This window comes from Dickeya parazeae Ech586 (assembly GCF_000025065.1).
Lineage (GTDB): Bacteria > Pseudomonadota > Gammaproteobacteria > Enterobacterales > Enterobacteriaceae > Dickeya > Dickeya zeae.
In genome coordinates, this window is record NC_013592.1 from 2,632,019 (window position 1) to 2,653,732 (window position 21,714).

Genomic DNA, 21,714 nt, shown 5'->3' on the forward strand with positions numbered 1-21,714 from the left:
GTTTAGCGTAAGTAATGCAGACTCACCGCCCGTAAAAATAGAAACGCCAACGCCCCCATCAGACACCAGAACACCGCGCTGCTGAGATAAGCCAGTTCCTGCCAGAACGACAAGCTGGGAAAATACCATAGTTGCAACACCAACAGACAAACCGGCATCGCCACCACCGCGCCCATGAGGGGATAACGCAATCGCCGGTTACGCGACAAGTAGCTTGATACCATTCCAGGCAGTAAAAACAACAGCATCCCCGGATCACCATGAAAGCCGTCTTCCAGCGATGTCCCCACGATACGCATCTTTTGACTTAAAAATACTAACGTAAACAAGACAAAACAGCTGACTACACCCAGCCACCCTCTATTGCCTGTCATGTGAGCCTCCCCGAAATAGACTAAACCTGCGCATGACGGAGCAACGGTCGTCGCCCACCACTATCATGCGCAGCAGGTATCCCTGATGGGACGAAAAGCCAGCTTCGTGGTGATTTATCAGCATCACCGGCTGGTTGTCCGTCGGAGAAATCACTAAAATAGCCGCGTCATGCCAGACGGTATTTCCCGTCTTTTGAGACGTTGCCAGATAAAAAATAATGGGGTCCGCTCCTTTCTTATCATCATAGTGTCGTCCAGACATGGTCAGCGCCCCTTTAATGGGGTAAATTTAGTCTAAATTATTTTTTATATCAATAATTTACCAGTAAACAACAAGTTACATTCCATGAATATAAACGTCGCTGATTTGTTAAACGGGAATTACATTCTGCTGTTATTCGTCGTTCTCTGTTTAGGTCTTTGTCTGGGGAAATTGCGGCTCGGCTCGGTTCAACTCGGCAATTCTATTGGCGTTCTGGTGGTGTCGCTGTTACTGGGACAACAACATTTCGCTATAAATACCGAGGCGCTGAACCTCGGTTTTATGCTGTTTATCTTTTGCGTCGGTGTTGAAGCCGGTCCCAACTTTTTCTCGATTTTTTTCCGGGATGGTAAAAATTACCTGATGCTGGCGATGGTGATGGTCAGTAGTGCATTGCTGATAGCACTGGTGCTGGGTAAGGTATTCGGTTGGGGAATCGGCCTGACCGCCGGTATGCTGGCCGGTGCCATGACCTCAACCCCCGTGCTGGTGGGGGCTGGCGATGCGCTGCGTAACACCATTAGCCTTGGGCCACAGCTGTCGATAACGCAAGAGCAGTTGAGCCTCGGTTACGCCTTGACCTATCTGATTGGTCTGGTCAGCCTGATATTCGGCGCACGTTATCTGCCTAAATTGCAGCATCAGGATTTGCCGACCAGTGCCCAGCAAATTGCCCGTGAACGCGGGCTGGACACCGACAGCCAGCGCAAAATTTATCTGCCGATCATTCGTGCCTATCGGGTTGGCCCTGAACTGGTGGCCTGGGCCGATGGTAAAAACCTGCGTGAGCTGGGCATTTATCGCCAGACGGGATGTTATATCGAACGTATCCGGCGCAATGGCATTCTGGCAACGCCGGACGGCGACGCAGTACTGCAATTAGGGGATGAAATCGCACTGGTGGGATATCCCGACGCGCACGCCCGCCTGAACCCCAACTTCCGCGACGGCAAAGAAGTGTTCGAGCGCGAGCTGCTGGATATGCGGATCGTGACCGAGGAGATTGTGGTGAAAAACCACAACGCCGTGGGTAAGCGCCTAAGCCAGTTAAAACTGACCGATCACGGCTGCTTCCTCAACCGCATCGTCCGCAGCCAAATCGAAATGCCAATCGATGACGGCGTGGTGCTGAACAAAGGCGATGTCCTGCAAGTCAGCGGCGACGCTCGCCGGGTAAAAAGCATTGCGGATCGCATTGGCTTTATTTCTATCCACAGTCAGGTCACCGACCTGCTGGCATTTTGCGCCTTTTTCATCATCGGTATTATGGTCGGGTTGATTACCTTCCAGTTCCGCAATTTTTCTTTCGGCATCGGTAACGCCGCCGGTTTACTGTTTTCCGGCATCATGCTCGGTTTTTTACGCGCCAACCATCCGACGTTCGGTTATATCCCTCAGGGCGCATTGAATATGGTGAAAGAGTTTGGGCTGATGGTGTTCATGGCTGGGGTAGGACTCAGCGCGGGCAGCACCATCAATCACAGCTTTGGCGATGTCGGCATCCAGATGGTGCTGTCCGGGTTGATTGTCAGCCTGCTGCCGGTAGTGGTCTGTTTCCTGTTTGGTGCCTATGTGCTGCGCATGAATCGGGCATTGTTATTCGGTGCCATCATGGGCGCGCGCACCTGTGCACCGGCCATGGAAATTATCAGCGATACCGCCCGCAGTAATATCCCGGCGTTGGGCTATGCCGGAACCTATGCCATCGCCAACGTACTGCTGACCCTGGCCGGTTCGTTGATTGTGGTTATCTGGCCGCAATTGCCCGGCTGAGTGATTTTGTAAAGCAACGTCAATTTTTTTTCAAATTACGCAGAACTTTTTTCCAGGGGTAAAGTCTGAGTTAATGCCACTGCTTTTCTTTGATATCCCTGAATTGAGGAGCCCGTCGTTCACGCCGGTTAGGTTCAAGAACGACGGGCATTTTCTTTTAGGTATGCCCCGTTATGTGTGGCCCAAGAGTCCTTCTACACCTTACGTCACATACGCAGCCCTGATGCTTCCTGTCTTATCCTTTTACCTTCGCACCCGCTGTAAACAACAGAGCGTTACGTTAATAAGCCAGCCTAATAAGCGCCGCCGCGTTATAACATTTGCACGATAGATTTGCGCCTTGTATTTCATGAAGGTTATATTAATGCTCCGTCTGCTGAGCAATCAGCACACATTGCCTGCGGTTAACCATTCCCGGTGCATTTCCTTTTACCCCATTTTTATCCTGATTCAGGTGTAGCCATAAAAGATGGCACAGTGTGGGGTGATCCTGCATTGGAACGCGTTTGACCGGTCTTATTGAGGAAAACATGGAAACGCGTCGCGCAGCAAGGCTCAACAAACTGGCTCAGGCTTTAAAAAAGGCCGATAAACTGCACCTGAAGGATGCGGCACAACTGCTCGGCGTCTCTGAAATGACGGTCCGGCGTGACCTGAACGCACGCCCCGATGCGTCCGTTGTGTTGCTGGGTGGCTATGTCGTTTGTGACCCGAAAAACAACGGTGCTACCAGCTATTTTGTCTCCGACCAGCAGACCAAACACGTGGTAGAAAAGAACATCGTGGGTGAACTGGCGGCTGCCTGCATCGAACCCAACGATACGATTTTCTTCGACTGTGGCACGACCATCCCGTTTATTATTGCCGCCATTCCAGACGACCTGCCGTTTACCGCGATTTGTTATTCGCTCAATACGTTTATGGCATTGCAGGACAAACCGAATGGTCGGGTGATTTTGTGCGGCGGGGAGTTTCATCCCGATAATGCTATTTTTACCCCGCTGGGGCACCAGCACGAGTTGGATCAGATCTGTCCAACCAAGGCCTTTATTTCAGCAGGCGGCATTGACACACAAGCCGGAGCCACCTGCTTTAGCTTCGCCGAGCTGGCGATAAAGCATCGCGCCATGGCGCTGTCTCAACGGGTCATTCTGGCAGCGGACAGCAGCAAGTTCGGCAAACGTAAACCCGCCCGTATTGGTGCGCTGACGCTCTTTGATACGATTATCACTAACCGCGTGCCGGATAGTGACGCCCTCCACTACCTCAAAGCCAACAACATTGAGTTATTGACCCCTTAGCCCCCTCGCTGCAGTCGGCGTTTTAAGCCCTACTGCAGCGCCTTATTCCTGTCAGCCAAATAATCCGCCAAACCAGCCGGACAGCGTCATCAACACGGAATCCCACAACCGGCCAAAAAAGCCTGCTTGCGGTATATCATCCATCACCACCAGTGGGCGTTGGCCGATGCTGTTGCCATCGAGTTGGAAATCAATCGTGCCGACAACCTGCCCTTTTTTCAGCGGCGCTTGCAACTGCCGTTGCGCCAACGTAAAGCTGGCTTTCAGGTTCTTCGCCTGCCCTTTCAGCACCGTCATCGCGGCATCCTGCGCTACCCCTAATCTGACCTGTTTTTCGCTGCCAAGCCATACCCGTTGGGTCGTAAATGGGGTATCGCTGCGTATCAGCGTCGCGGTTTCGAAGAAACGGAACCCCCAGGTCAGTAATTTTTCACTTTCCCGGAAACGTATCGTGTCGGAAGGCGCACCCAATACCACCGAAATGAGCCGCATGTCACCATCGACAGCCGAAGCCACCAGACTATGACCCGCCCCATCGGTATAGCCGGTTTTCACCCCATCGACACGCAAGTTGCTGCTCCACAACAAACGGTTACGGTTTGGCTGGCGGATATTATTGAAGGTGAACTCTTTCTCGCTGTGTAATGCGTATTCGCTCGGTACATCGCGAATCAACGCCTGTGTCAGACGCGCCATGTCACGGGCCGTACTGTATTGTCCTGGTGTATCCAGACCATGTACCGTCAGAAAATGGGTGTTCGTCAGCCCCAGCGTCGCCGCGTACTGGTTCATCAGACTAACAAACGCATTCTGGCTCCCGGCGACATAATCCGCCAGTGCGATGCTGGCATCATTACCTGACTGAATCACTATCCCTTTATTAAGATCGGACACCGAAATCTGATCGCCCGGTTTAAGAAACATCAGTGACGACCCACGTAACGTCGGATTGCCGCCAGCCCAGGCGTCTTTTCCAACCGTCACTTTATCTTCTGGCGTGATCTTACCCACTTTGATGGCCTGACCAATCACGTAACTCGACATGATCTTGGTCAAGCTGGCGGGATCGAGTCTGGTGTCTGCATTCGACTCGGCCAGCACCCGGCCGCTGCCGTAATCGATCAGGATAAACGCTTTGGCGTCAATTTGTGGCGGAGGCGGCATCTGCTCGGCCTGAAGTACCGGCGAAACCGCCATCAATATCCCGGTAGCGGCGGCAACGATGCGTCGCCAGGAAATGCGAGGTGTCACTATCTTCATGCGCGCTGTCCATAAATTGTTAAAAATGAGGAGTATCAAACAGTTTACTGGGCCTAACGGGTACAAGGTAGCCTGACATATCTGAGAATAAAACCGACCACACTGTAAAGTTCATCAAAGAAAAAGAAAAAATCAGCGGAATCTGTCGACAGGCTCAGTCACAGCCACTGCAAAAAGGGGAAAAACCCCTTGATTACACCACCGATGACTCAGTCGTCCCGCATATCTATCGAAATGATTAAAATTTTTTATAAAATAGTCTTCGCATACTACTTAGGCCAACATTTTCATTCTGTTATTTCCACTTCGAAAGTTTAATAGTGCAAATAAATTAACTGGCATTTATCTCATCCCAAATAATGTGTTAAATTAATCATGTCAATATATTAACAAAAACGATGGAAGGAAGATTTCTTCGGCTTTTTTAAGCGGGAGCGTTATTAATTCGGTTAAATTTCACGACGAAAAACAATCTAACGATAGCGCCATGCCCTGTCGGGCAAACAAAAGGGACTTTATCATGTCAATAGAAAAATGCATTGTCACATATGACTCATGGAAAATATATGTTGAAAGGCATATTTCCGATCCTGCACATGAAACCATCATTATGGTTAACGGAGCACTATCGACAACGGCAGCGTTCAAAAACACCGTCAAGAATCTGTCTGGCAGGTTTAATATCATTCTTTTTGATTTACCGTTTATTGGTGAATCATTGCCGCACAACACGCTGGACAGAGTCATAACCAAAAACGATGAGGTCAACATCCTGCTCCACCTCATCGATACCTTTGAACCAGACCACATACTGTCGATATCATGGGGCGGGCTGTCTTCGATGTTGGCTTTGTCAAACAAACCCAAGCATATCAAGAAGGCCGTGATCGCATCATTTTCGGCACATCTTAACGATAAAATGCGCGATTATATCCAACGCGCCAGGTATTATATTCACTCAAAAGAATTCGAAAGAGCGGCGGAGTTACTCAATAATGAAGTAGGTAAATTTTTACCACCTTTATTAAAGCACATTAATTTAAAACACATCTCTTCGATGAGTGAATTCGCCTTTCAACAGGTTAACTTCCATATAGATCAAGTGCTCACACTGAAAGAAGAGAATTATATCGAAATATTCAAGGATATTAACGCTGATATACTTTTCTTGAATGGCGAAAATGACGAGTACACTACCGCTGACGATATCAAAAAAATGGGACAGTACATTCATAGCTGTGAATTCAGTACCATTCCCGAAGCGGGCCACTTCCTCGACCTTGAAAACAGGAAAGCGGCAAAACAAGTTGCAGAGAAAATAATCTCGTTTTTCGCATAATCGTTATCGCCGTCAGGCTGCTGGATAACTGCCAGCAGCCTAATCACTGAGCTGATTATCAAACAGTACTAACTTATCGCTCCTATCGCTGATATTCCTGCATTTTTAGCGCCTGTTCCCCCCATCGCCTGACGTTAGCACCACTGCTTTAGAACCACCGACCTTAGAACCACAGACCTTAGAACAATCGGTGACATCAAACCCTTGCTGTGGATATAGTGGCAACAGTCTGACATTGGTATGAGCAGCGTGTGCCATCCCACCACCTGCTTTATTGCGCCAAAAATCAACTCAAAGGAGTAGTGCCATGTTGAAAATCTGGGGTCGTGAAAACTCGACCAATGTGAAAAAAGCACGCTGGTGCGCGGCAGAACTTGGACTGGCCTATGAGCTGGTTCTGGCAGGCGGGCAATTCGGTCGCAACCATGACCCGGATTATCTGGCCATGAATCCTAACGGGCTGGTACCCTGCCTGCAGGACGACGATTTGGTGCTGTGGGAGTCGCACGCCATCGTGCGTTATCTGGCGGCACAGTACGGCCAGGGGCGTTTTTATCATGCCAATGCGAAAACTCAGGCTGGCATCGACAAATGGCTGGACTGGGCAGCAGGGTTCTCCGAGCCCTACAAACAGGTATTTATCAACCTGGTGCGTACTGCGCCGGAAAAAAGCAACAGGCAAGCTGTCGAAGCCGGTATCGCCGGTTGTGAAAAGTTATTTGCTATTGCTGATAGCGTACTGGCGACACAGCGCTGGCTTTCCGGCGAAGAGTTCGGCATCGGCGACATCCCGACCGGGTGCATCGCGTATAGCTGGTTCAATCTGCCGATTGAACGCCAGCCTCGGCCCCATCTGGAGCGCTGGTATCAGCAACTGACTGAGCGGGAAGCCTTCCGCCAGACCGTCATGCTACCGTTAACGTAACCTCTTTTCTTAACATCTCACCCAACGTCATCGCTTGCCGTGCGCCCCACACCGGGCGCACATTCTCACCAGCGGTCACGAATCTGACAGCCCCACCTTTAGCAACTTGCCATTATCCTGATCGGTCAGCACATAGAGATAGCCGTCTGGCCCTACCCGCACGTCACGGATACGTTCCCCCAGTTCCGTCAGTAGACGTTCTTGCGAGACAATACGGTCGCCTTCCAGCGATAAACGAATCAGGCTGGTCCCCGCCAGTGCACCGATAAATAGCGAGTGGCGCCAGGCAGGAAAACGACTGCTGTTATAAAATGCCATCCCGCTGATAGCAGGCGAGACTTTCCAGTAATAGACAGGTTGGGTCGTGCCAGCCACTTCCGCACCCTGAAACTCCGGAATCTTTTGCCCGGAGTAGTCGATACCATAGGTCGCCAGTGGCCAACCGTCATTCTCTCCCGGTTGGGGGATATTGATCTCATCGCCGCCACGCGGGCCGTGTTCACTTTCCCACACATCGCCAGACCACGGATTCAGCGCCAGCCCTTGTGGATTTCGCAATCCGTAGGCCCAGATTTCCGGCCGGGCACCCGTGTGATTCACGAAAGGATTATCGATGGGAACACCCCCATCCGGCGTAAGGCGTACCAGTTTACCTTGCAGGCTTCCCAAATCCTGGGCCAGCATCCGTTGCTGGTTTTCACCGAGTGCGATAAACAAATGTCCTTGTTTATCGAATACCATTCGCCCGCCAAAATGGGCACCGGTCGAGCGTTTCGGCAGTTGCCTGAAGATCACCGTAAAATGATTCAACCGCTGCATATCATCTGACAGCACGCCAAACCCTACTGCAGTTCCGGCCAGCCCCTCCGGCCCGGCTTCGGCATAACTCAGGTAGACCCGACGATCCTGACGAAAATTCGGCGACAACACCACATCCAGCAAACCACCTTGCGAATGAGCAAACACAGCCGGAACACCGCCTATTGGTGCAGAAAGCCCCTTACCGGCATGCCAGCGCCGCAACTGACCTGAACGCTCCGTCAGCAACAGCCCTTGATCGTCCGGCAAAAATGCCAGCGACCAGGGATGATCAAGATTCGCCTGCAACACGGCGACGGTCGGCGCGGCAAACAGCCCCGCAGAAAACAGCCAGCTCGCCGCCAATACCGGCAAGGTAAAAAAATGAAAGCGGGGAAACGACATGCCTGGTTCTCCCTGTTATTGGTGGTGGCAAGACGCTAGCCACATGAAAAACGATGCGGACGGTAAAATTAGCAGACGGTAAATTAATAGCATGCAGGCCTCAGCCATCAGGCAGAATTTACTCAAATTTGCATCCTGCCCATCATCGCCCCCACGACTGGGCCCCCCCGTGCACTGATTGTTTTATAATCACACAGGACTGTTTCCTGACGGCGATTCAGGTATAATCCGCCGCATTTTTCCGCCCCAACCCGATGTATGAGACGCTATGACTGTTAACACTTTCGATCCTTCACAAACCACCACACTGTCGGCACCGCAAAAAGCGCTAAACGATCAATCCGCTGACGTCAGCAAAGATCTGTCACGCAAAATTGGCTTTGTCAGCCTCGGTTGCCCGAAAAATCTGGTGGATTCGGAGCGAATTCTGACCGAGCTGCGTACCGAAGGGTATCAGGTGGTGCCGAGCTACAACGATGCCGATCTGGTTATCGTCAATACCTGTGGCTTCATCGATAGCGCAGTACAGGAGTCGCTGGAAGCCATTGGCGAAGCGCTCAATGAAAACGGCAAGGTCATCGTGACCGGCTGTCTGGGCGCGAAAGAGAATCAGATCCGCGAGGTGCACCCCAAAGTATTGGAAATCACCGGCCCGCATAGCTACGAGCAGGTGCTCAGCCACGTGCATCATTATGTTCCCAAACCAGAACATGACCCGTTTACCAGTCTGATACCGGCTCAGGGTGTCAAACTGACGCCACGCCACTACGCTTACCTGAAAATTTCCGAAGGCTGCGATCATCGTTGCACCTTCTGTATTATCCCGTCGATGCGTGGCGATTTGGATAGCCGCCCTATCGGTTCGGTGCTGGATGAAGCCAAACGGCTGGCAGAAGCCGGTGTGAAAGAACTGCTGGTCATCTCGCAAGACACCTCTGCCTACGGCGCTGACGTCAAACACCGCACCGGATTCTGGAACGGTCAGCCGGTGAAAACCAGTATGGTCAGTCTGTGTGAGCAATTATCGACGCTGGGGCTGTGGGTCCGCCTGCATTATGTGTATCCCTATCCGCACGTGGATGATGTGATCCCACTAATGGCAGCGGGCAAAGTGTTGCCGTATCTGGATATCCCGCTGCAGCACGCCAGCCCGAAAATCCTCAAGCTGATGAAGCGCCCCGGCGCGGTAGAGCGAACGCTGGAGCGCATCAAACGCTGGCGCGAGATCTGCCCGGATCTCACCTTGCGTTCAACGTTTATCGTTGGCTTCCCCGGTGAAACGGAAGAGGACTTCCAGATGCTGTTGGACTTCCTGCAAGAAGCACAGTTGGATCGCGTGGGCTGTTTCCGGTATAGCCCGGTTGAGGGTGCCGCCGCGAACGATCTGCCGGATCAGGTACCGGAAGACGTGAAAGAAGACCGTTACCATCGTTTCATGCAGGTACAGCAGCAGATTTCCAGCCAACGTCTGCTGGCCAAAGTCGGCCGGGAATTGAAAGTGTTGATCGATGAGGTCGATGAAGAAGGCGCTATCGGTCGCAGCATGGCAGATGCGCCGGAGATCGACGGAGCGGTCTATCTGAACGGTGAAAACCGGGTCAAGGTGGGCGATCTGGTGACGGTCAAAATTGAGCATGCCGATGAATACGACCTGTGGGGTTCACTGGTCTGATCGTCACGACACTGGCCGATGATCACTCGGCCAGTGATTCATCCCGCCTTGATTATGCTCAAAAAAACAGCGTCACTTGCCGCTTCCAGACAGTTCGCCTTGCGTCGTTTCAGTACCTCAAGTAGCCTTGCCTGATGATTACCGACGCCATAATGACTCTCTACTCCATACGGACGAAGGCAGCAGCATGTGGAAACGCCTGATATTCGGTCTTTTCGCCACCATTTTGGTGTTAGCCTGCAGTGCTTTTCTGCTTGATCGCTGTATCAGCTGGCGCACAGCCCCTTACATCTACGAGGACGTGGAGGATTTGCCGCCGCGTCAGGTTGGGGTGGTCTTGGGTACCGCTAAGTACTATCGCGCTGGTGTTATCAACCAGTATTACCTGTTTCGTATTCAGGGTGCGCTCAATGCTTTTAACAGCGGCAAAGTCAGTTACTTGCTACTGAGCGGCGACAATGCCCAGCAAAGCTATAACGAACCGATGACCATGCGGCGCGACCTGATCGCGGCCGGGGTCCCGCCCGCCAGCATCGTGCTGGATTATGCCGGGTTTAGGACGCTGGACTCTATCGTCAGGACCCGCAAGGTATTCGATACCAACGATTTCACGATTATTACTCAGCGCTTCCATTGCGAGCGCGCGCTATTTATCGCGCTGCACAAGGGGATTCAGGCGCAATGTTTTGCGGTCCCCTCGCCTAAGGATATCTGGCAGGTACGATTACGGGAATTTGGTGCCCGGCTTGGCACGTTGTTTGATTTGTATATTCTAAAACGTGAACCCCGCTTCCTGGGGCCACAAGTTCCGATTCCGTCCGAATACAAAATTTCGCATGACGAACCCAGCTACCCGGCGGTGCCGCCAGAATTCATGACCGATCAGGAGCCCAGAGTAGTAGAGCCGCCGCTACGCCAGAAGCCAGCGGCACCTCCGTCCCGCTAGTCATGACTCATTGGCTGACTGCGCTGAAACCGGACCGGCGACTTTAGCCGTCAGCCAGTGCCATAACCACTCAATCGGCCCTTGTCGGAACGCGCCCAACCAAAGGCGCGCGACCAGAAGATTGCACAACCAGACTGGCGGCACAACCAGCAGTAACTGCCAGCGATCAAATTGCATGAACCCGCCCAGGCGGTTGAACAGCGTGGTACAAATCAGGGTTTGCAGCAAATAGCTACTGAGCGCCATACGCCCGACGCTGGCTATCCAACGGGTAAGCCGCCAGTTCGTCAACGTCGGCCAATATCCGTAGCACAACGCCAGATAGCCAACCGCCTGTAGCGGCGCGCCAGTCTCTCGCGGAATTTGTAGCAACAGACCGCACCAGCGATAGTCCCACTGCAGTTGCCACTGGGCGATAACGCCTGCGCCATTAATCAACAGCGCCAACGGCAGCAACCACAGTGCAACGCGCCGATAATGTCGCAGGCTAAACTGGCCTCGCAACCAACCGCTACGCATCAACGAGGCACCCAGCAACATCGATCCAGCCAGCAACCAGCCATACTGAACCCCCAGCGACAACAGGCTTTCGTTCAATAATGACAAGCGATTTCGCCAGGCCTCCGGCCCGCCCTGCGTTAACCACCAGGCTTCATAATTCACCTCGGCAAGTCCGGGTTGCCAGAAACTGCCACCATCCTGACTCAGCACCTGACTCAAGACCACCAGCATCGCCAGCCCCATCAGGTACAGCACCACTCCGGTACGCAACAGCATGCGGGTACTGTCGGCATGACGCAGCATGCCGTAACACACCAGCCCAATCAGGCCATAATCCAGCAGAATGTCGCCATCCCACAGGAAAATCGCATGCAGCAGGCCGAAAACCATCAGCCAAAACAGTCTGGCATGAATCCAGCGCTTACCGCGTCTTAGTAGCAGTTGCAATCCAGCACCAAATAACAGGGCAAATACCGTGAGAAATTTTCCCTGCGCCACCATGTCCATCAACGCCCACGCCCAGGCATCAGCCGCAGAAGGCGGCCCCTGCCACGCCGGGTTGAGATAGGCGGCATGCGGCAAACCGAATGACACAATATTCATCAATAGAATGCCAAGCATCGCCAACCCACGGGCGAAGTCCAGCATAGGAATACGAGATGAGGAAGGCGGCGTTGGTGACATGGTTTTCAGCAAATACCGGGACGTGTCCGCGAATTGTAGTGACTGGGACAACAAATGCCCATGCTTTTCTGGCGATGGCGATTAACCGCCAGAAAAACATCGGCAATGCCGATCAATTATGATGGTGGCGCACAGCGCGCAGAAATTCCTGACGGGTATTCTGACTGGATTTAAACAGACCACCCAACGAGGTTGTCGTAGTGGCACTGGTGGCATCACGAATTCCGCGTGCTTTAACGCAATAATGTACCGCGTCAATCGATACCGCCACATTATTCGTGCCAAGCAGCGTCTGCAACGCGACCAGAATTTGCTGCGTCAAACGTTCCTGAACCTGCGGACGCTGGGAGAAAAACTGTACGATCCGGTTTATCTTAGACAGCCCAATCACACCGTCTTTCGGGATGTATGCCACAGTGGCTTTGCCATCGATAGTCACAAAATGGTGCTCGCATGTGCTGGTCAGCGTGATGTCACGTACCGTCACCATTTCATCAACTTTCATCTTATTTTCGATGATAGTGATCTTCGGAAAATTGGCATAATCCAGTCCGGAAAAGATCTCTTCCACATACATTTTGGCGATGCGGTGAGGGGTCTCAGCCAGACTATCATCCTCCAGATCGAGGTTCAGCAGGTTCATGATTTCCGTCATGTGCTCAGCAATCAGGCGCTTACGGGTTTCACGCTCCAGCATTTCGCCGCGCAGAGGGGTTTCCAGTCCACGTGCCAGTAACGCTTCGTGAACCAGGGCCGCTTCTTTTGTTAATACAGCCGACATGTTTTTCTCCAGCAGGTGTTCTCACTCTAACGTTGCCCAGAGCCAACGTCGGCCACAACTCTAATGGAGTGCCTGATGATTATCCAGTGATTGTGTGTCATGGCTGATGAAAAGACTTCAACTTGCCATTACGAGCTTGCCATCATGCCATCACACTCTCCTGCCATCGTAATATGCCCTGCCGCATTCACACAGATGAATGCGGCGGACGTTAATACGTTAGACATAGATACGTTAATAGATGGCGGCGTTAGAATTTCTCCCAGTTACCCTGTCCACCGGTTTTACCGGCTGGTGGCAAAGCGGGCGTCGTTCCTTTAAGTGATGGGCGTTTAAGCGCCAGGTTGTCGGTCTGTCCCCGATTCCCCGTCGCCGAACGGTACTCGGTACCAAGATGGAACACTTCCACCGCCTGCGTCAGTTGCCGCGCCTGCTCTTCCAGTGAGGCTATCGCCGCCATTGCCTGTTGTACCAGGGTCGCATTCTGCTGGGTCACGCCATCCATTTCATTGACAGCCTGACCGATTTGCGAAATCCCCCGACTCTGTTCGTCTGACGCAGAGGCAATCTCCCCAATCAAATTACTGACGTGCGATACCGTGTCGATAATCGTCCGCATCGCCTCCCCGGCCTGCTTGACCTGCGTTGACCCCACATCCACCCGGGATACCGACTCCGCAATCAAGCCTTCAATCTCTTTGGCCGCCTGAGCGCTGCGTTGCGCCAGGCTGCGCACTTCGCCTGCGACCACAGCAAACCCCCTGCCCTGTTCACCGGCACGGGCCGCTTCCACCGCCGCGTTCAGCGCCAGAATATTAGTCTGGAAGGCAATACCGTTAATAACCGAGGTAATATCGGCAATCTTGCGGGAGCTGGCGGTAATACTGTCCATCGTGTCCACCACAGTATTGGTGATTTTCCCGCCTTGTATCGCGGCGTCGGAGGCCTCCTGCGCCAGTTTGGTGGCCTGATGGACGTTTTCTGCATTGTGCTGCACGGTAGAGCTCAGTTGCTCCATGCTGGCGGCGGTTTCCTGCAACGCTGATGCCTGCTGCTCGGTTCGTCCGGAGAGATCATTATTACCTTGCCGGATTTCGGTCGCCCCCTGATAAATCGCCTCGGCGGTATCACGAATCAACGAGACGGTATCTTTCAAGCTCAGTTGCAGTTTTTTGATGTCGGGAATCATACGCCCGGCACAGTTACGGCCGAATTCATCCAGATGCTGATCAAGCCGACCCGCGATCAGTTTCCCAAGGTGCGCCTGAATTACAGAGATAGGGTTTACCAGATACTTGGTCAGATAGCGTTCACTGACCAGGAAGATGATCACACTGACAATCAGCGCCAGTATTAAAGTATTTCGGGTCCAGTCGTTATGGGTATTCACTGCCCCCAAAAAGTCAGCATTCGTCACCGCCGCGGTGTATTTCTGCGCCGCATCACCAAATGCCCAACTGGCAGGTGGATACACTTTACGAAATACGCTGCGAAACGCCTCCAGATCGTTTTTCTGCAGCGCAGAATACATGGGATCGATCGCCGTCGAAAGCAATGCCGACCAGCTTGATACCATTTCATCGGTAATTTTTTTATCTACACCAATTTGTGGTGCTGCCTTAAATTTTCCCAGTGCATCTTTGGTATTATTAATAGCTGTCAGCGCCATATCTAATGTCTTTTTAGCATTCTCTGCATCGCTAAATTGCAGATAATCCATCACACGCGCCATTCGGGTGACGGAACGGAAGTATTGGTCATTACCATAGGTGAGATAACTCTGGGTTTTACTTTGGGTCGAGTTATCATTTAACAGTAGCGTGACCTGCTTTAACGAATACAGGCTGTAGCCGGATACACTCCCCCAGAGCACCACAAAAAATCCCATAATAAATAACATCATGACTCTTATACTGATATTTCTTAGAAAAGACATAATTAACTCCCGAATGTTATTTGACGTTTTCCAGGATTTGCTGAGCAGCAGAGTGTCCTTTACCCCTTAATACAACAGTCACCCCATCAGAACGCACTGCGCCAAATACCACCAACGGTTCTTCATATAGCGCAAATGATACCGATTGGTAGTTATAAGCAGGATGATCACTCTGTGAACGCGCACGCTCTGATTTATCAGCAAGTATAGGCAGGGATAGAAAAAATGAGATGACGCAACCGGTTATTCGTATAAAAACCACGTCAGAAAAACGGCAATATCACGCGACTGTCACACTCCCGTTATGTCGGAATACCCAATAAAAAATGCACCGGCTAACCGGTGCATTTTCGTGTAAAACATGAACGTCGGCCCAGACTCAGAAGGTTTCCCAGTCCCCATGCGATGACCGGGCTGGCAACGCCGCCGTTTTCGGCGCCGGTCGTTTCAGTGCCGGTGTGGCGGTACGTGGCGCGTGTAACATTGACGACGACCCCAGGTCAAACGACGCCACCGCTGCCGCCAGGCTCTGCGCCTGCTCATCCAGCGAAGCCGCTGCCGCTGACGCTTCCTGCACCAGCGCCGCGTTCTGCTGCGTCACGCCGTCCATTTCCGTCACCGCCTGACCGATTTGCTCGATACCCCGGCTTTGTTCATCAGACGCCGCCGAAATCTCACCCATCAGGTCATGCACTCGCGAGACCGAGGAGATAATCCCCTCCATCGCGCTGCCTGCCTCACGTACCAGTGTCGAACCCGTATCTACCCGGCTTACCGATTCGCCAATCAGCGTTTCAATCTCTTTCGCCGCCTGCGCACTGCGCTGCGCCAGGTTTCTCACTTCACCCGCCACCACTGCGAATCCACGACCCTGCTCACCGGCCCGCGCCGCTTCCACCGCCGCGTTCAGTGCCAGAATGTTGGTCTGGAAAGCGATACCGTTTATCACGCTGGTGATATCCGCTATCCTGCGGGAGCTGTCGGAGATACTCTGCATGGTGGTCACCACGTTGTCGGTAATGTTACCGCCCTGTCTGGCCATCTGCTGGGCTTCTTCCGAAATTTGACGGGCCTGACGCACGTTATCCGCGTTATTTTTTACCGTCGAGGTCAGCTCTTCCATGCTGGCGGCGGTTTCCTGCAGCGCAGCGGCCTGCTGGTCGGTACGGCGTGACAGTTCGTCATTCCCCTGGCGGATTTCGCTGGTACCGGTATAAATCACCGTCGAGCTGGCGTGAATGGTCTGCACCGTATCACGCAGGTTGTGCTGCATCGCCCGAATATAGGGGATCAACTGACCGGCACAGTTACGGCCGAACTCGTCGAGCTCCACACCCAGTTTGCCGCTGGTCAGCAGTTCCAGATGACGCTTGATTTGACCAATCGGTTTCACCAGATAGTTCACCAGATAACGGTCGCTCAGGAACAGTACGATAACCCCCAGAATCAGTGCCGCCAGCAACAGATTTTTATTCACGGTAATGTGTCTTTCGACCTGGATGATGCCATCGTCAGACTGGATAGCCGTGGCATATTTCTCCGCGATAGCGCCGAATTCCAGGCTCAACGGAGGGTACTGTTTGCGGAACAACTGGCGGAAATCCTCCATGCGACCGTCTTTAATCGCTGTCAGCATCGGCTCCACCGCGCTTTGCAGTAATCTGCCCCACACCTCGGTCATTTGTTGTACGACCTGTTTGTCGACCCCGATGTGCTCGCTGCCCTTAAACTGGTCCAGCGCGTCTTTGCTGTTTTTCAAAGCGGTATCGGCGGAACTCAATGTCTTCTGAGCATTCTCTGTATCACCCGTCTGCAAGTAGTCCACCGCACGCAGCATTCGGGTGACGGTGCGAAAATACTGGTCATTACCTTTGACCAGCATGGAGTAACTTCTTTTTTGTGACATGTTGTCATTCAGCAGATCATTCATGTCACCAAATGAACTCAGTGTGAAGACAGAGGCCATTCCCCAGATAACGGTAAACAGCGTCAGGATAATTAACAGCATTCTTCTGACGGTGATGTGTCTTAAAATATTCATAATGGACTCCGGATAATTAGTCGCGCCTTTAGCGCTTGCGTAGTCATGGCCACCGGTGTTTGGTTATTCCCCAGTTCAAATAATGTGCAAATTTAAAACTGTACACCTGACATATATCGTGGCAAGAAAAACCTTGGCTAAAACGTTCAAAAAATGAATAACACTTTTTAATTCCGGCATACAGTACGGTTAAATAAAACCGCGTTTCCTTTTTATACATCACATTTATTCTACCACGTCTGCCAACACGTTCACTGTGTTTTCATCGTTAAAGCTACAGAACAAAAATTAAGTGAGCCTTAAATTTAAGATATAAAAATGACAGTGATCACGTTATCTCACCTTCAACCGTTTTATTTTTAATTTCCTACGTTACTGTTCTTTGAATTTTAATGCTTGCGACATTATCCTGTCTTATTTGGCTCTCGCCGATAGCAGAATGCACCGGCAACCGGTGCATTTTCGTGTAAAACATGAACGTCTGCCCAGACTCAGAAGGTTTCCCAGTCCCCATGCGATGACCGGGCTGGCAACGCCGCCGTTTTCGGCGCCGGTCGTTTCAGTGCCGGTGTGGCGGTACGTGGCGCGTGTAACATTGACGACGACCCCAGGTCAAACGACGCCACCGCTGCCGCCAGGCTCTGCGCCTGCTCATCCAGCGAAGCCGCTGCCGCTGACGCTTCCTGCACCAGCGCCGCGTTCTGCTGCGTCACGCCATCCATTTCCGTCACCGCCTGACCGATTTGCTCGATACCCCGGCTCTGTTCATCAGACGCCGCCGAAATCTCACCCATCAGGTCATGCACTCGCGAGACCGAGGAGATAATCCCCTCCATCGCGCTGCCTGCCTCACGTACCAGTGTCGAACCCGTATCTACCCGGCTGACCGATTCGCCAATCAGCGTTTCAATCTCTTTCGCCGCCTGCGCACTGCGCTGCGCCAGGTTTCTCACTTCACCCGCCACCACCGCGAATCCACGACCCTGCTCACCGGCCCGCGCCGCTTCCACCGCCGCGTTCAGTGCCAGAATATTGGTCTGAAAAGCGATGCCGTTTATCACGCTGGTGATATCCGCTATCCTGCGGGAGCTGTCGGAGATGCTCTGCATGGTGGTCACCACGTTGTCGGTAATGTTACCGCCCTGTCTGGCCATCTGCTGGGCTTCTTCCGAAATTTGACGGGCCTGACGCACGTTATCCGCGTTATTTTTTACCGTCGAGGTCAGTTCTTCCATGCTGGCGGCGGTTTCCTGCAGCGCAGCGGCCTGCTGGTCGGTACGGCGTGACAGTTCGTCATTCCCCTGGCGGATTTCGCTGGTACCGGTATAAATCACCGTCGAGCTGGCGTGAATGGTCTGCACCGTATCACGCAGGTTGTGCTGCATCGCCCGAATATAGGGGATCAACTGACCGGCACAGTTACGGCCGAATTCTTCCAGTTCGACGCCTAACTTGCCGCTGGTCAGCAGTTCCAGATGACGCTTGATTTGACCAATCGGTTTCACCAGATAGTTCACCAGATAACGGTCGCTCAAAAGCAGCACGGCAATGCCAATGATCAATGCAACCAGCAGCGTACTTTTGCTCATGGCGATGTAACGCTCGACATCTACGATAGTATTGTCGGACTGAATGGCAGCAGCATATTTTTCCGTCAACTCACTGAGTTCCACACTCATTGGCGGATATTGCTTCAGATAAATTCGTTTAAATTCGTCCAGTCGCCCCGCTTGCAACGCGGCCATCATCGGCTCTACCGCATTAGCAAGAATCTGCTCCCACGAAGTCACCAATTTCTGAACCTGCTCATCGCCAACGCCTATCTGCCGACTATTCTTAAATTGCGCCAACGCCTCTTGGGTATTTTTAAGCGCCTCTGCCGCACTTACCAAAGTTTTTTGTGCACTATCCGTATCACCTTGCTGAATAAACTCCGGCACACGCGACATGCGCGTTACTGCACGGGAATATTGATCATTCCCTCTGACCAGAATGGAATAGCTTCTTTTCTGATCCTGATTATCGTCTAATAATCGACTGACATTACCTAACGAATATAACGTAAAAGAAGAGGCAATTCCCCATACAATACTGAATAAGGCAAGAATGATTAACATCATTCTTCTGACGGTAATATTTTTCAAAAACATCATAGCAGGCTCCGAATTATTTTTGCGCTCAGCACGTATTTTCATCATCACCCACGCTAGCTATACTGAATGCCATCATAAAACCTTCAGCACAAATTATTTGCACTCGCATAGTGACAAGAAAACCCCTGATAGAGTGGATAACAATGGCGTTATTATCGGCCATAACATTTACCGCTCTTTTATGAATCATTGCCAATGAGACAAATAAAAAGTCTGACTTATCTATTTTGTCACCCGAAAAAATAATTCGAATCTCGACAATTTTCACGTCGAGAGTAAACAGCGAAAATTAAGCTAGCCTTAACACCAGTCATCACCAACATAAAGAATGGTAGTTTTGACCGGTATTCTTTTGTTATCTTATTAAGATCATTGGCTGTTTTCCTTTCATCGGCTATACCGATTACTGCAATTGCTATTTCCTTTAAATTAAAGCTCATGAGAACGCCATCATCGACTGTGATGCTGTGACAAAGAGAGAGAAAATCGAGCAGGCTGTAAAATAACTACCACAAGAATATGAAGAGAAACGGGCGATGCGAAAAGAAACGGGTGACGTGTAATGACGACACATAGGCCAGCCATCACCGCACAACGCGGTGATGGCTGTTACTGCACGTTTAGCGGGATGACAGCGCTCCTAATGCCAGGGGTGATGACGACAGCCTCTGGTTTGCGTGATACGAGTGACCATCCTCTTCTGACAGGCTGAATACGGCGACGGCATCAGCCAGTTGCCCAGCCTGCTGCTCCAGTGAGGCAGCGGCCGATGCCGCCTCTTCCACCAGTGAGGCATTCTGCTGCGTCACGCTGTCCATTTCCGTCACGGCCTGACCGATTTGCATAATGCCACGCTTTTGCTCTTCCGATGCCGAAGCAATATCCCGGATCAACGCATCCACACCCATAATACCGCTGATGATATCGCCCATCGCCGCTCCGGCCTGCGCCAGTTGGACAGATCCATCCTCCACACGCTGAACGGAATCGCTGATAAGCGCACTGATGTCTTTGGCGGCCTGAGCACTACGTTGCGCCAGGTTACGCACTTCCCCCGCCACCACAGCAAACCCTCGACCAGACTCACCAGCCCGAGCGGCTTCCACCGCCGCATTGAGCGCCAGAATATTGGTCTGAAAAGCGATACCGTTAATCAGGGTAATGATGTCGCTAATCTGGCGGGAACTGCTGGATATTCCTGCCATCATCGCCTCCAGCGCTTTTCCAACCTCACCACCGGTAACAGCTCGTTTCGTCGCATCCTGTGCCAGTTGGCTGGCTTGTTTCAGGTTATCCGCGTTGTGAATAACGGTAGCGCTCAGTTGCTCCATGCTGGCTGCCGTTTGCTGTAATGAAGCAGCCTGTTGCTCTGTCCGGCTGGCAAGTTCATCGTTACCGCTTTTGATTTCACTTGCCCCCACATGCAATGCCGCCGAGTTATCACGAATAACGCTCACCGTGTCGCGCAGATTGCTTTGCATATGATGAATGTATGGGATCAATTGCCCGATACAATTACGGCCGAACTCTTGCAACTCAACGCCAAGACGCCCCTGCGTCAATGCAGTCATATGACGTTTGATGTCGCCTATCGGCTTAACCAGATAGTTAACCAAATAACGATCGCACAACAGCAACATCAGAACCCCCAACACCAGTGCCGCACTGAGTACATTTCGACTGATAGCGGCCAAATGGTTCGCTTTCTCTAATGAGTTATCAACCTGTATCATTTCGCCGTACTGCGCCACATTGTTGCCAAACGCCAGCGCCAGCGCGGGATAAACATCCAGATAGTCATGTTGATATTCGTCAAAGTGCCCTGCCTGACTGGCATTGAGCATCGGAATCAGCGCCTGGGAAATCGCGTTTTCCCAGGAATCAGTGATTTTTCCCGCCAGTGTCGGGTCGATTCCGTCCTGACTGGCGGCACGGAAAGTACTCAGCAGCGAGCGGGTCGTATCGAGATTACTCTGCACCTTTTGCAATAAAGCCTGAGCCTGCGCCGTATCTCCTCGTTGTTGGAATAATGTACTGCGATTAAGTAACGCGATTGACTGGGTAAAAGCCTCCCGACCATTAGCCAGAATAGTGTAGTTTTTTTTCTCAGTCTGATTCGTGTCCAATAATGATTCGACTTTATTGAGCGACATGATCGTCGTAATCGCACTGCCTCCCCAGATTAAAGTAAATCCGGTGAGTATGATTAATAACATAGCCCTGATGGTGATATTTTTTAAAATGCTCATCATGATATCCAGATAATTATGTGTAGTTTGAATAATGACCTATCCACAACGCGGAAAAACGCGATGGCGCGAATATGGATAAGGTATTTCCCTTGGATAATCCGGGTCGCATAAAGCCAGTGATTGCATGACTTTCCAGTCACTTACATGGGTAAGTAGCCAGGACTACATCATGAATCTGCGACCTGAAATAGGGTGGGTATAACGGGTAGGAGAGCAATCAATACTGACTGCCAATGCCGCCCACATACCCGTCATCCTTCAAGTTGCAGGTGTATTGGCTACGTTCGCTCACCCGAATCACTTACCTAAGT

General features: G+C 51.7%; 15 protein-coding genes. 6 read left to right on the plus strand and 9 right to left on the minus strand.

Translation table 11 applies throughout. The features are described from left to right. Window positions 1–2: 2 nt before the first annotated feature. Window positions 3–374, minus strand: coding sequence for an inner membrane protein YbjM (locus tag DD586_RS11515; RefSeq protein WP_012884993.1), 372 nt, complete (start codon window positions 372–374; stop codon window positions 3–5). A 346-nt stretch (window positions 375–720) separates the two neighbouring features. Between DD586_RS11515 and DD586_RS11525 the strand changes: the two genes are divergently transcribed. Next, complete coding sequence (locus tag DD586_RS11525; RefSeq protein WP_012884995.1) at window positions 721–2,409, plus strand: aspartate:alanine antiporter; 1,689 nt, start codon at window positions 721–723, stop codon at window positions 2,407–2,409. 530 nt (window positions 2,410–2,939) lie between these two features. Next, the gene (gene deoR / locus DD586_RS11530) at window positions 2,940–3,710 is read left to right on the plus strand and encodes a DNA-binding transcriptional repressor DeoR (protein ID WP_012884996.1); all 771 of its coding nucleotides are present in this window, start codon (window positions 2,940–2,942) and stop codon (window positions 3,708–3,710) included. Window positions 3,711–3,761: 51 nt separating this feature from the next. On the opposite strand, the gene DD586_RS11535 is transcribed toward deoR, so the two are convergent. Beyond that, on the minus strand, window positions 3,762–4,970 hold the full coding sequence (locus DD586_RS11535; RefSeq protein WP_012884997.1) for a serine hydrolase: 1,209 nt from the start codon (window positions 4,968–4,970) through the stop codon (window positions 3,762–3,764). 520 nt (window positions 4,971–5,490) lie between these two features. Between DD586_RS11535 and DD586_RS11540 the strand changes: the two genes are divergently transcribed. Together DD586_RS11540 and DD586_RS11545 are read left to right on the plus strand one after the other, a co-directional pair. Beyond that, window positions 5,491–6,309, plus strand: coding sequence for an alpha/beta fold hydrolase (locus DD586_RS11540; RefSeq protein WP_012884998.1), 819 nt, complete (start codon window positions 5,491–5,493; stop codon window positions 6,307–6,309). A gap of 307 nt (window positions 6,310–6,616) precedes the next feature. Beyond that, window positions 6,617–7,234, plus strand: a complete 618-nt coding sequence (locus DD586_RS11545) for a glutathione S-transferase family protein (RefSeq protein WP_012884999.1) — start codon at window positions 6,617–6,619, stop codon at window positions 7,232–7,234. 75 nt (window positions 7,235–7,309) lie between these two features. Here DD586_RS11545 and DD586_RS11550 read toward each other — a convergent pair whose 3' ends face one another. Continuing rightward, window positions 7,310–8,437 (minus strand): PQQ-dependent sugar dehydrogenase, encoded by a 1,128-nt coding sequence (locus DD586_RS11550; RefSeq protein ID WP_012885000.1) that lies wholly within the window; start codon window positions 8,435–8,437, stop codon window positions 7,310–7,312. Window positions 8,438–8,705: 268 nt separating this feature from the next. Between DD586_RS11550 and rimO the strand changes: the two genes are divergently transcribed. Both rimO and sanA read left to right on the plus strand, forming a co-directional pair. Next, complete coding sequence (gene rimO / locus DD586_RS11555; protein WP_012885001.1) at window positions 8,706–10,109, plus strand: 30S ribosomal protein S12 methylthiotransferase RimO; 1,404 nt, start codon at window positions 8,706–8,708, stop codon at window positions 10,107–10,109. Between the two features lie 187 nt (window positions 10,110–10,296). Further along, window positions 10,297–11,055 (plus strand): outer membrane permeability protein SanA, encoded by a 759-nt coding sequence (gene sanA / locus DD586_RS11560; protein ID WP_012885002.1) that lies wholly within the window; start codon window positions 10,297–10,299, stop codon window positions 11,053–11,055. On the opposite strand, the gene yeiB is transcribed toward sanA, so the two are convergent. From yeiB to DD586_RS11595, 6 genes are all read right to left on the minus strand, one after another. Next, window positions 11,056–12,240: a DUF418 domain-containing protein YeiB gene (yeiB, locus tag DD586_RS11565; RefSeq protein ID WP_041164442.1), complete on the minus strand. Its 1,185-nt coding sequence runs from the start codon at window positions 12,238–12,240 to the stop codon at window positions 11,056–11,058. A 112-nt stretch (window positions 12,241–12,352) separates the two neighbouring features. Next, window positions 12,353–13,021 carry a GTP cyclohydrolase I FolE gene (gene folE / locus DD586_RS11570; RefSeq protein WP_012885004.1) on the minus strand — a complete coding sequence of 223 codons (669 nt, stop codon included), beginning with the start codon at window positions 13,019–13,021 and terminating at the stop codon, window positions 12,353–12,355. A gap of 250 nt (window positions 13,022–13,271) precedes the next feature. Further along, window positions 13,272–14,957, minus strand: coding sequence for a methyl-accepting chemotaxis protein (locus tag DD586_RS11575; protein WP_012885005.1), 1,686 nt, complete (start codon window positions 14,955–14,957; stop codon window positions 13,272–13,274). Window positions 14,958–15,336: 379 nt separating this feature from the next. After that, entirely contained in the window at window positions 15,337–16,998 is a 1,662-nt protein-coding gene (locus DD586_RS11580; RefSeq protein WP_012885006.1) for a methyl-accepting chemotaxis protein, read from the minus strand. A gap of 491 nt (window positions 16,999–17,489) precedes the next feature. Then, window positions 17,490–19,151 carry a methyl-accepting chemotaxis protein gene (locus tag DD586_RS11585; RefSeq protein WP_012885007.1) on the minus strand — a complete coding sequence of 554 codons (1,662 nt, stop codon included), beginning with the start codon at window positions 19,149–19,151 and terminating at the stop codon, window positions 17,490–17,492. 620 nt (window positions 19,152–19,771) lie between these two features. After that, complete coding sequence (locus tag DD586_RS11595) at window positions 19,772–21,400, minus strand: methyl-accepting chemotaxis protein (protein WP_012885008.1); 1,629 nt, start codon at window positions 21,398–21,400, stop codon at window positions 19,772–19,774. Window positions 21,401–21,714: the final 314 nt, after the last annotated feature.

What these genes read in the sequence shown, in the direction of transcription:
- DD586_RS11515 (WP_012884993.1), bottom strand. Translation starts at nt 374, where the DNA reads ATGACAGGCAATAGAGGGTGGCTGGGTGTAGTCAGCTGTTTTGTCTTG.
- DD586_RS11525 (WP_012884995.1), top strand. Translation starts at nt 721, where the DNA reads ATGAATATAAACGTCGCTGATTTGTTAAACGGGAATTACATTCTGCTG.
- deoR (WP_012884996.1), top strand. Translation starts at nt 2,940, where the DNA reads ATGGAAACGCGTCGCGCAGCAAGGCTCAACAAACTGGCTCAGGCTTTA.
- DD586_RS11535 (WP_012884997.1), bottom strand. Translation starts at nt 4,970, where the DNA reads ATGAAGATAGTGACACCTCGCATTTCCTGGCGACGCATCGTTGCCGCC.
- DD586_RS11540 (WP_012884998.1), top strand. Translation starts at nt 5,491, where the DNA reads ATGTCAATAGAAAAATGCATTGTCACATATGACTCATGGAAAATATAT.
- DD586_RS11545 (WP_012884999.1), top strand. Translation starts at nt 6,617, where the DNA reads ATGTTGAAAATCTGGGGTCGTGAAAACTCGACCAATGTGAAAAAAGCA.
- DD586_RS11550 (WP_012885000.1), bottom strand. Translation starts at nt 8,437, where the DNA reads ATGTCGTTTCCCCGCTTTCATTTTTTTACCTTGCCGGTATTGGCGGCG.
- rimO (WP_012885001.1), top strand. Translation starts at nt 8,706, where the DNA reads ATGACTGTTAACACTTTCGATCCTTCACAAACCACCACACTGTCGGCA.
- sanA (WP_012885002.1), top strand. Translation starts at nt 10,297, where the DNA reads ATGTGGAAACGCCTGATATTCGGTCTTTTCGCCACCATTTTGGTGTTA.
- yeiB (WP_041164442.1), bottom strand. Translation starts at nt 12,240, where the DNA reads ATGTCACCAACGCCGCCTTCCTCATCTCGTATTCCTATGCTGGACTTC.
- folE (WP_012885004.1), bottom strand. Translation starts at nt 13,021, where the DNA reads ATGTCGGCTGTATTAACAAAAGAAGCGGCCCTGGTTCACGAAGCGTTA.
- DD586_RS11575 (WP_012885005.1), bottom strand. Translation starts at nt 14,957, where the DNA reads ATGTCTTTTCTAAGAAATATCAGTATAAGAGTCATGATGTTATTTATT.
- DD586_RS11580 (WP_012885006.1), bottom strand. Translation starts at nt 16,998, where the DNA reads ATGAATATTTTAAGACACATCACCGTCAGAAGAATGCTGTTAATTATC.
- DD586_RS11585 (WP_012885007.1), bottom strand. Translation starts at nt 19,151, where the DNA reads ATGATGTTTTTGAAAAATATTACCGTCAGAAGAATGATGTTAATCATT.
- DD586_RS11595 (WP_012885008.1), bottom strand. Translation starts at nt 21,400, where the DNA reads ATGAGCATTTTAAAAAATATCACCATCAGGGCTATGTTATTAATCATA.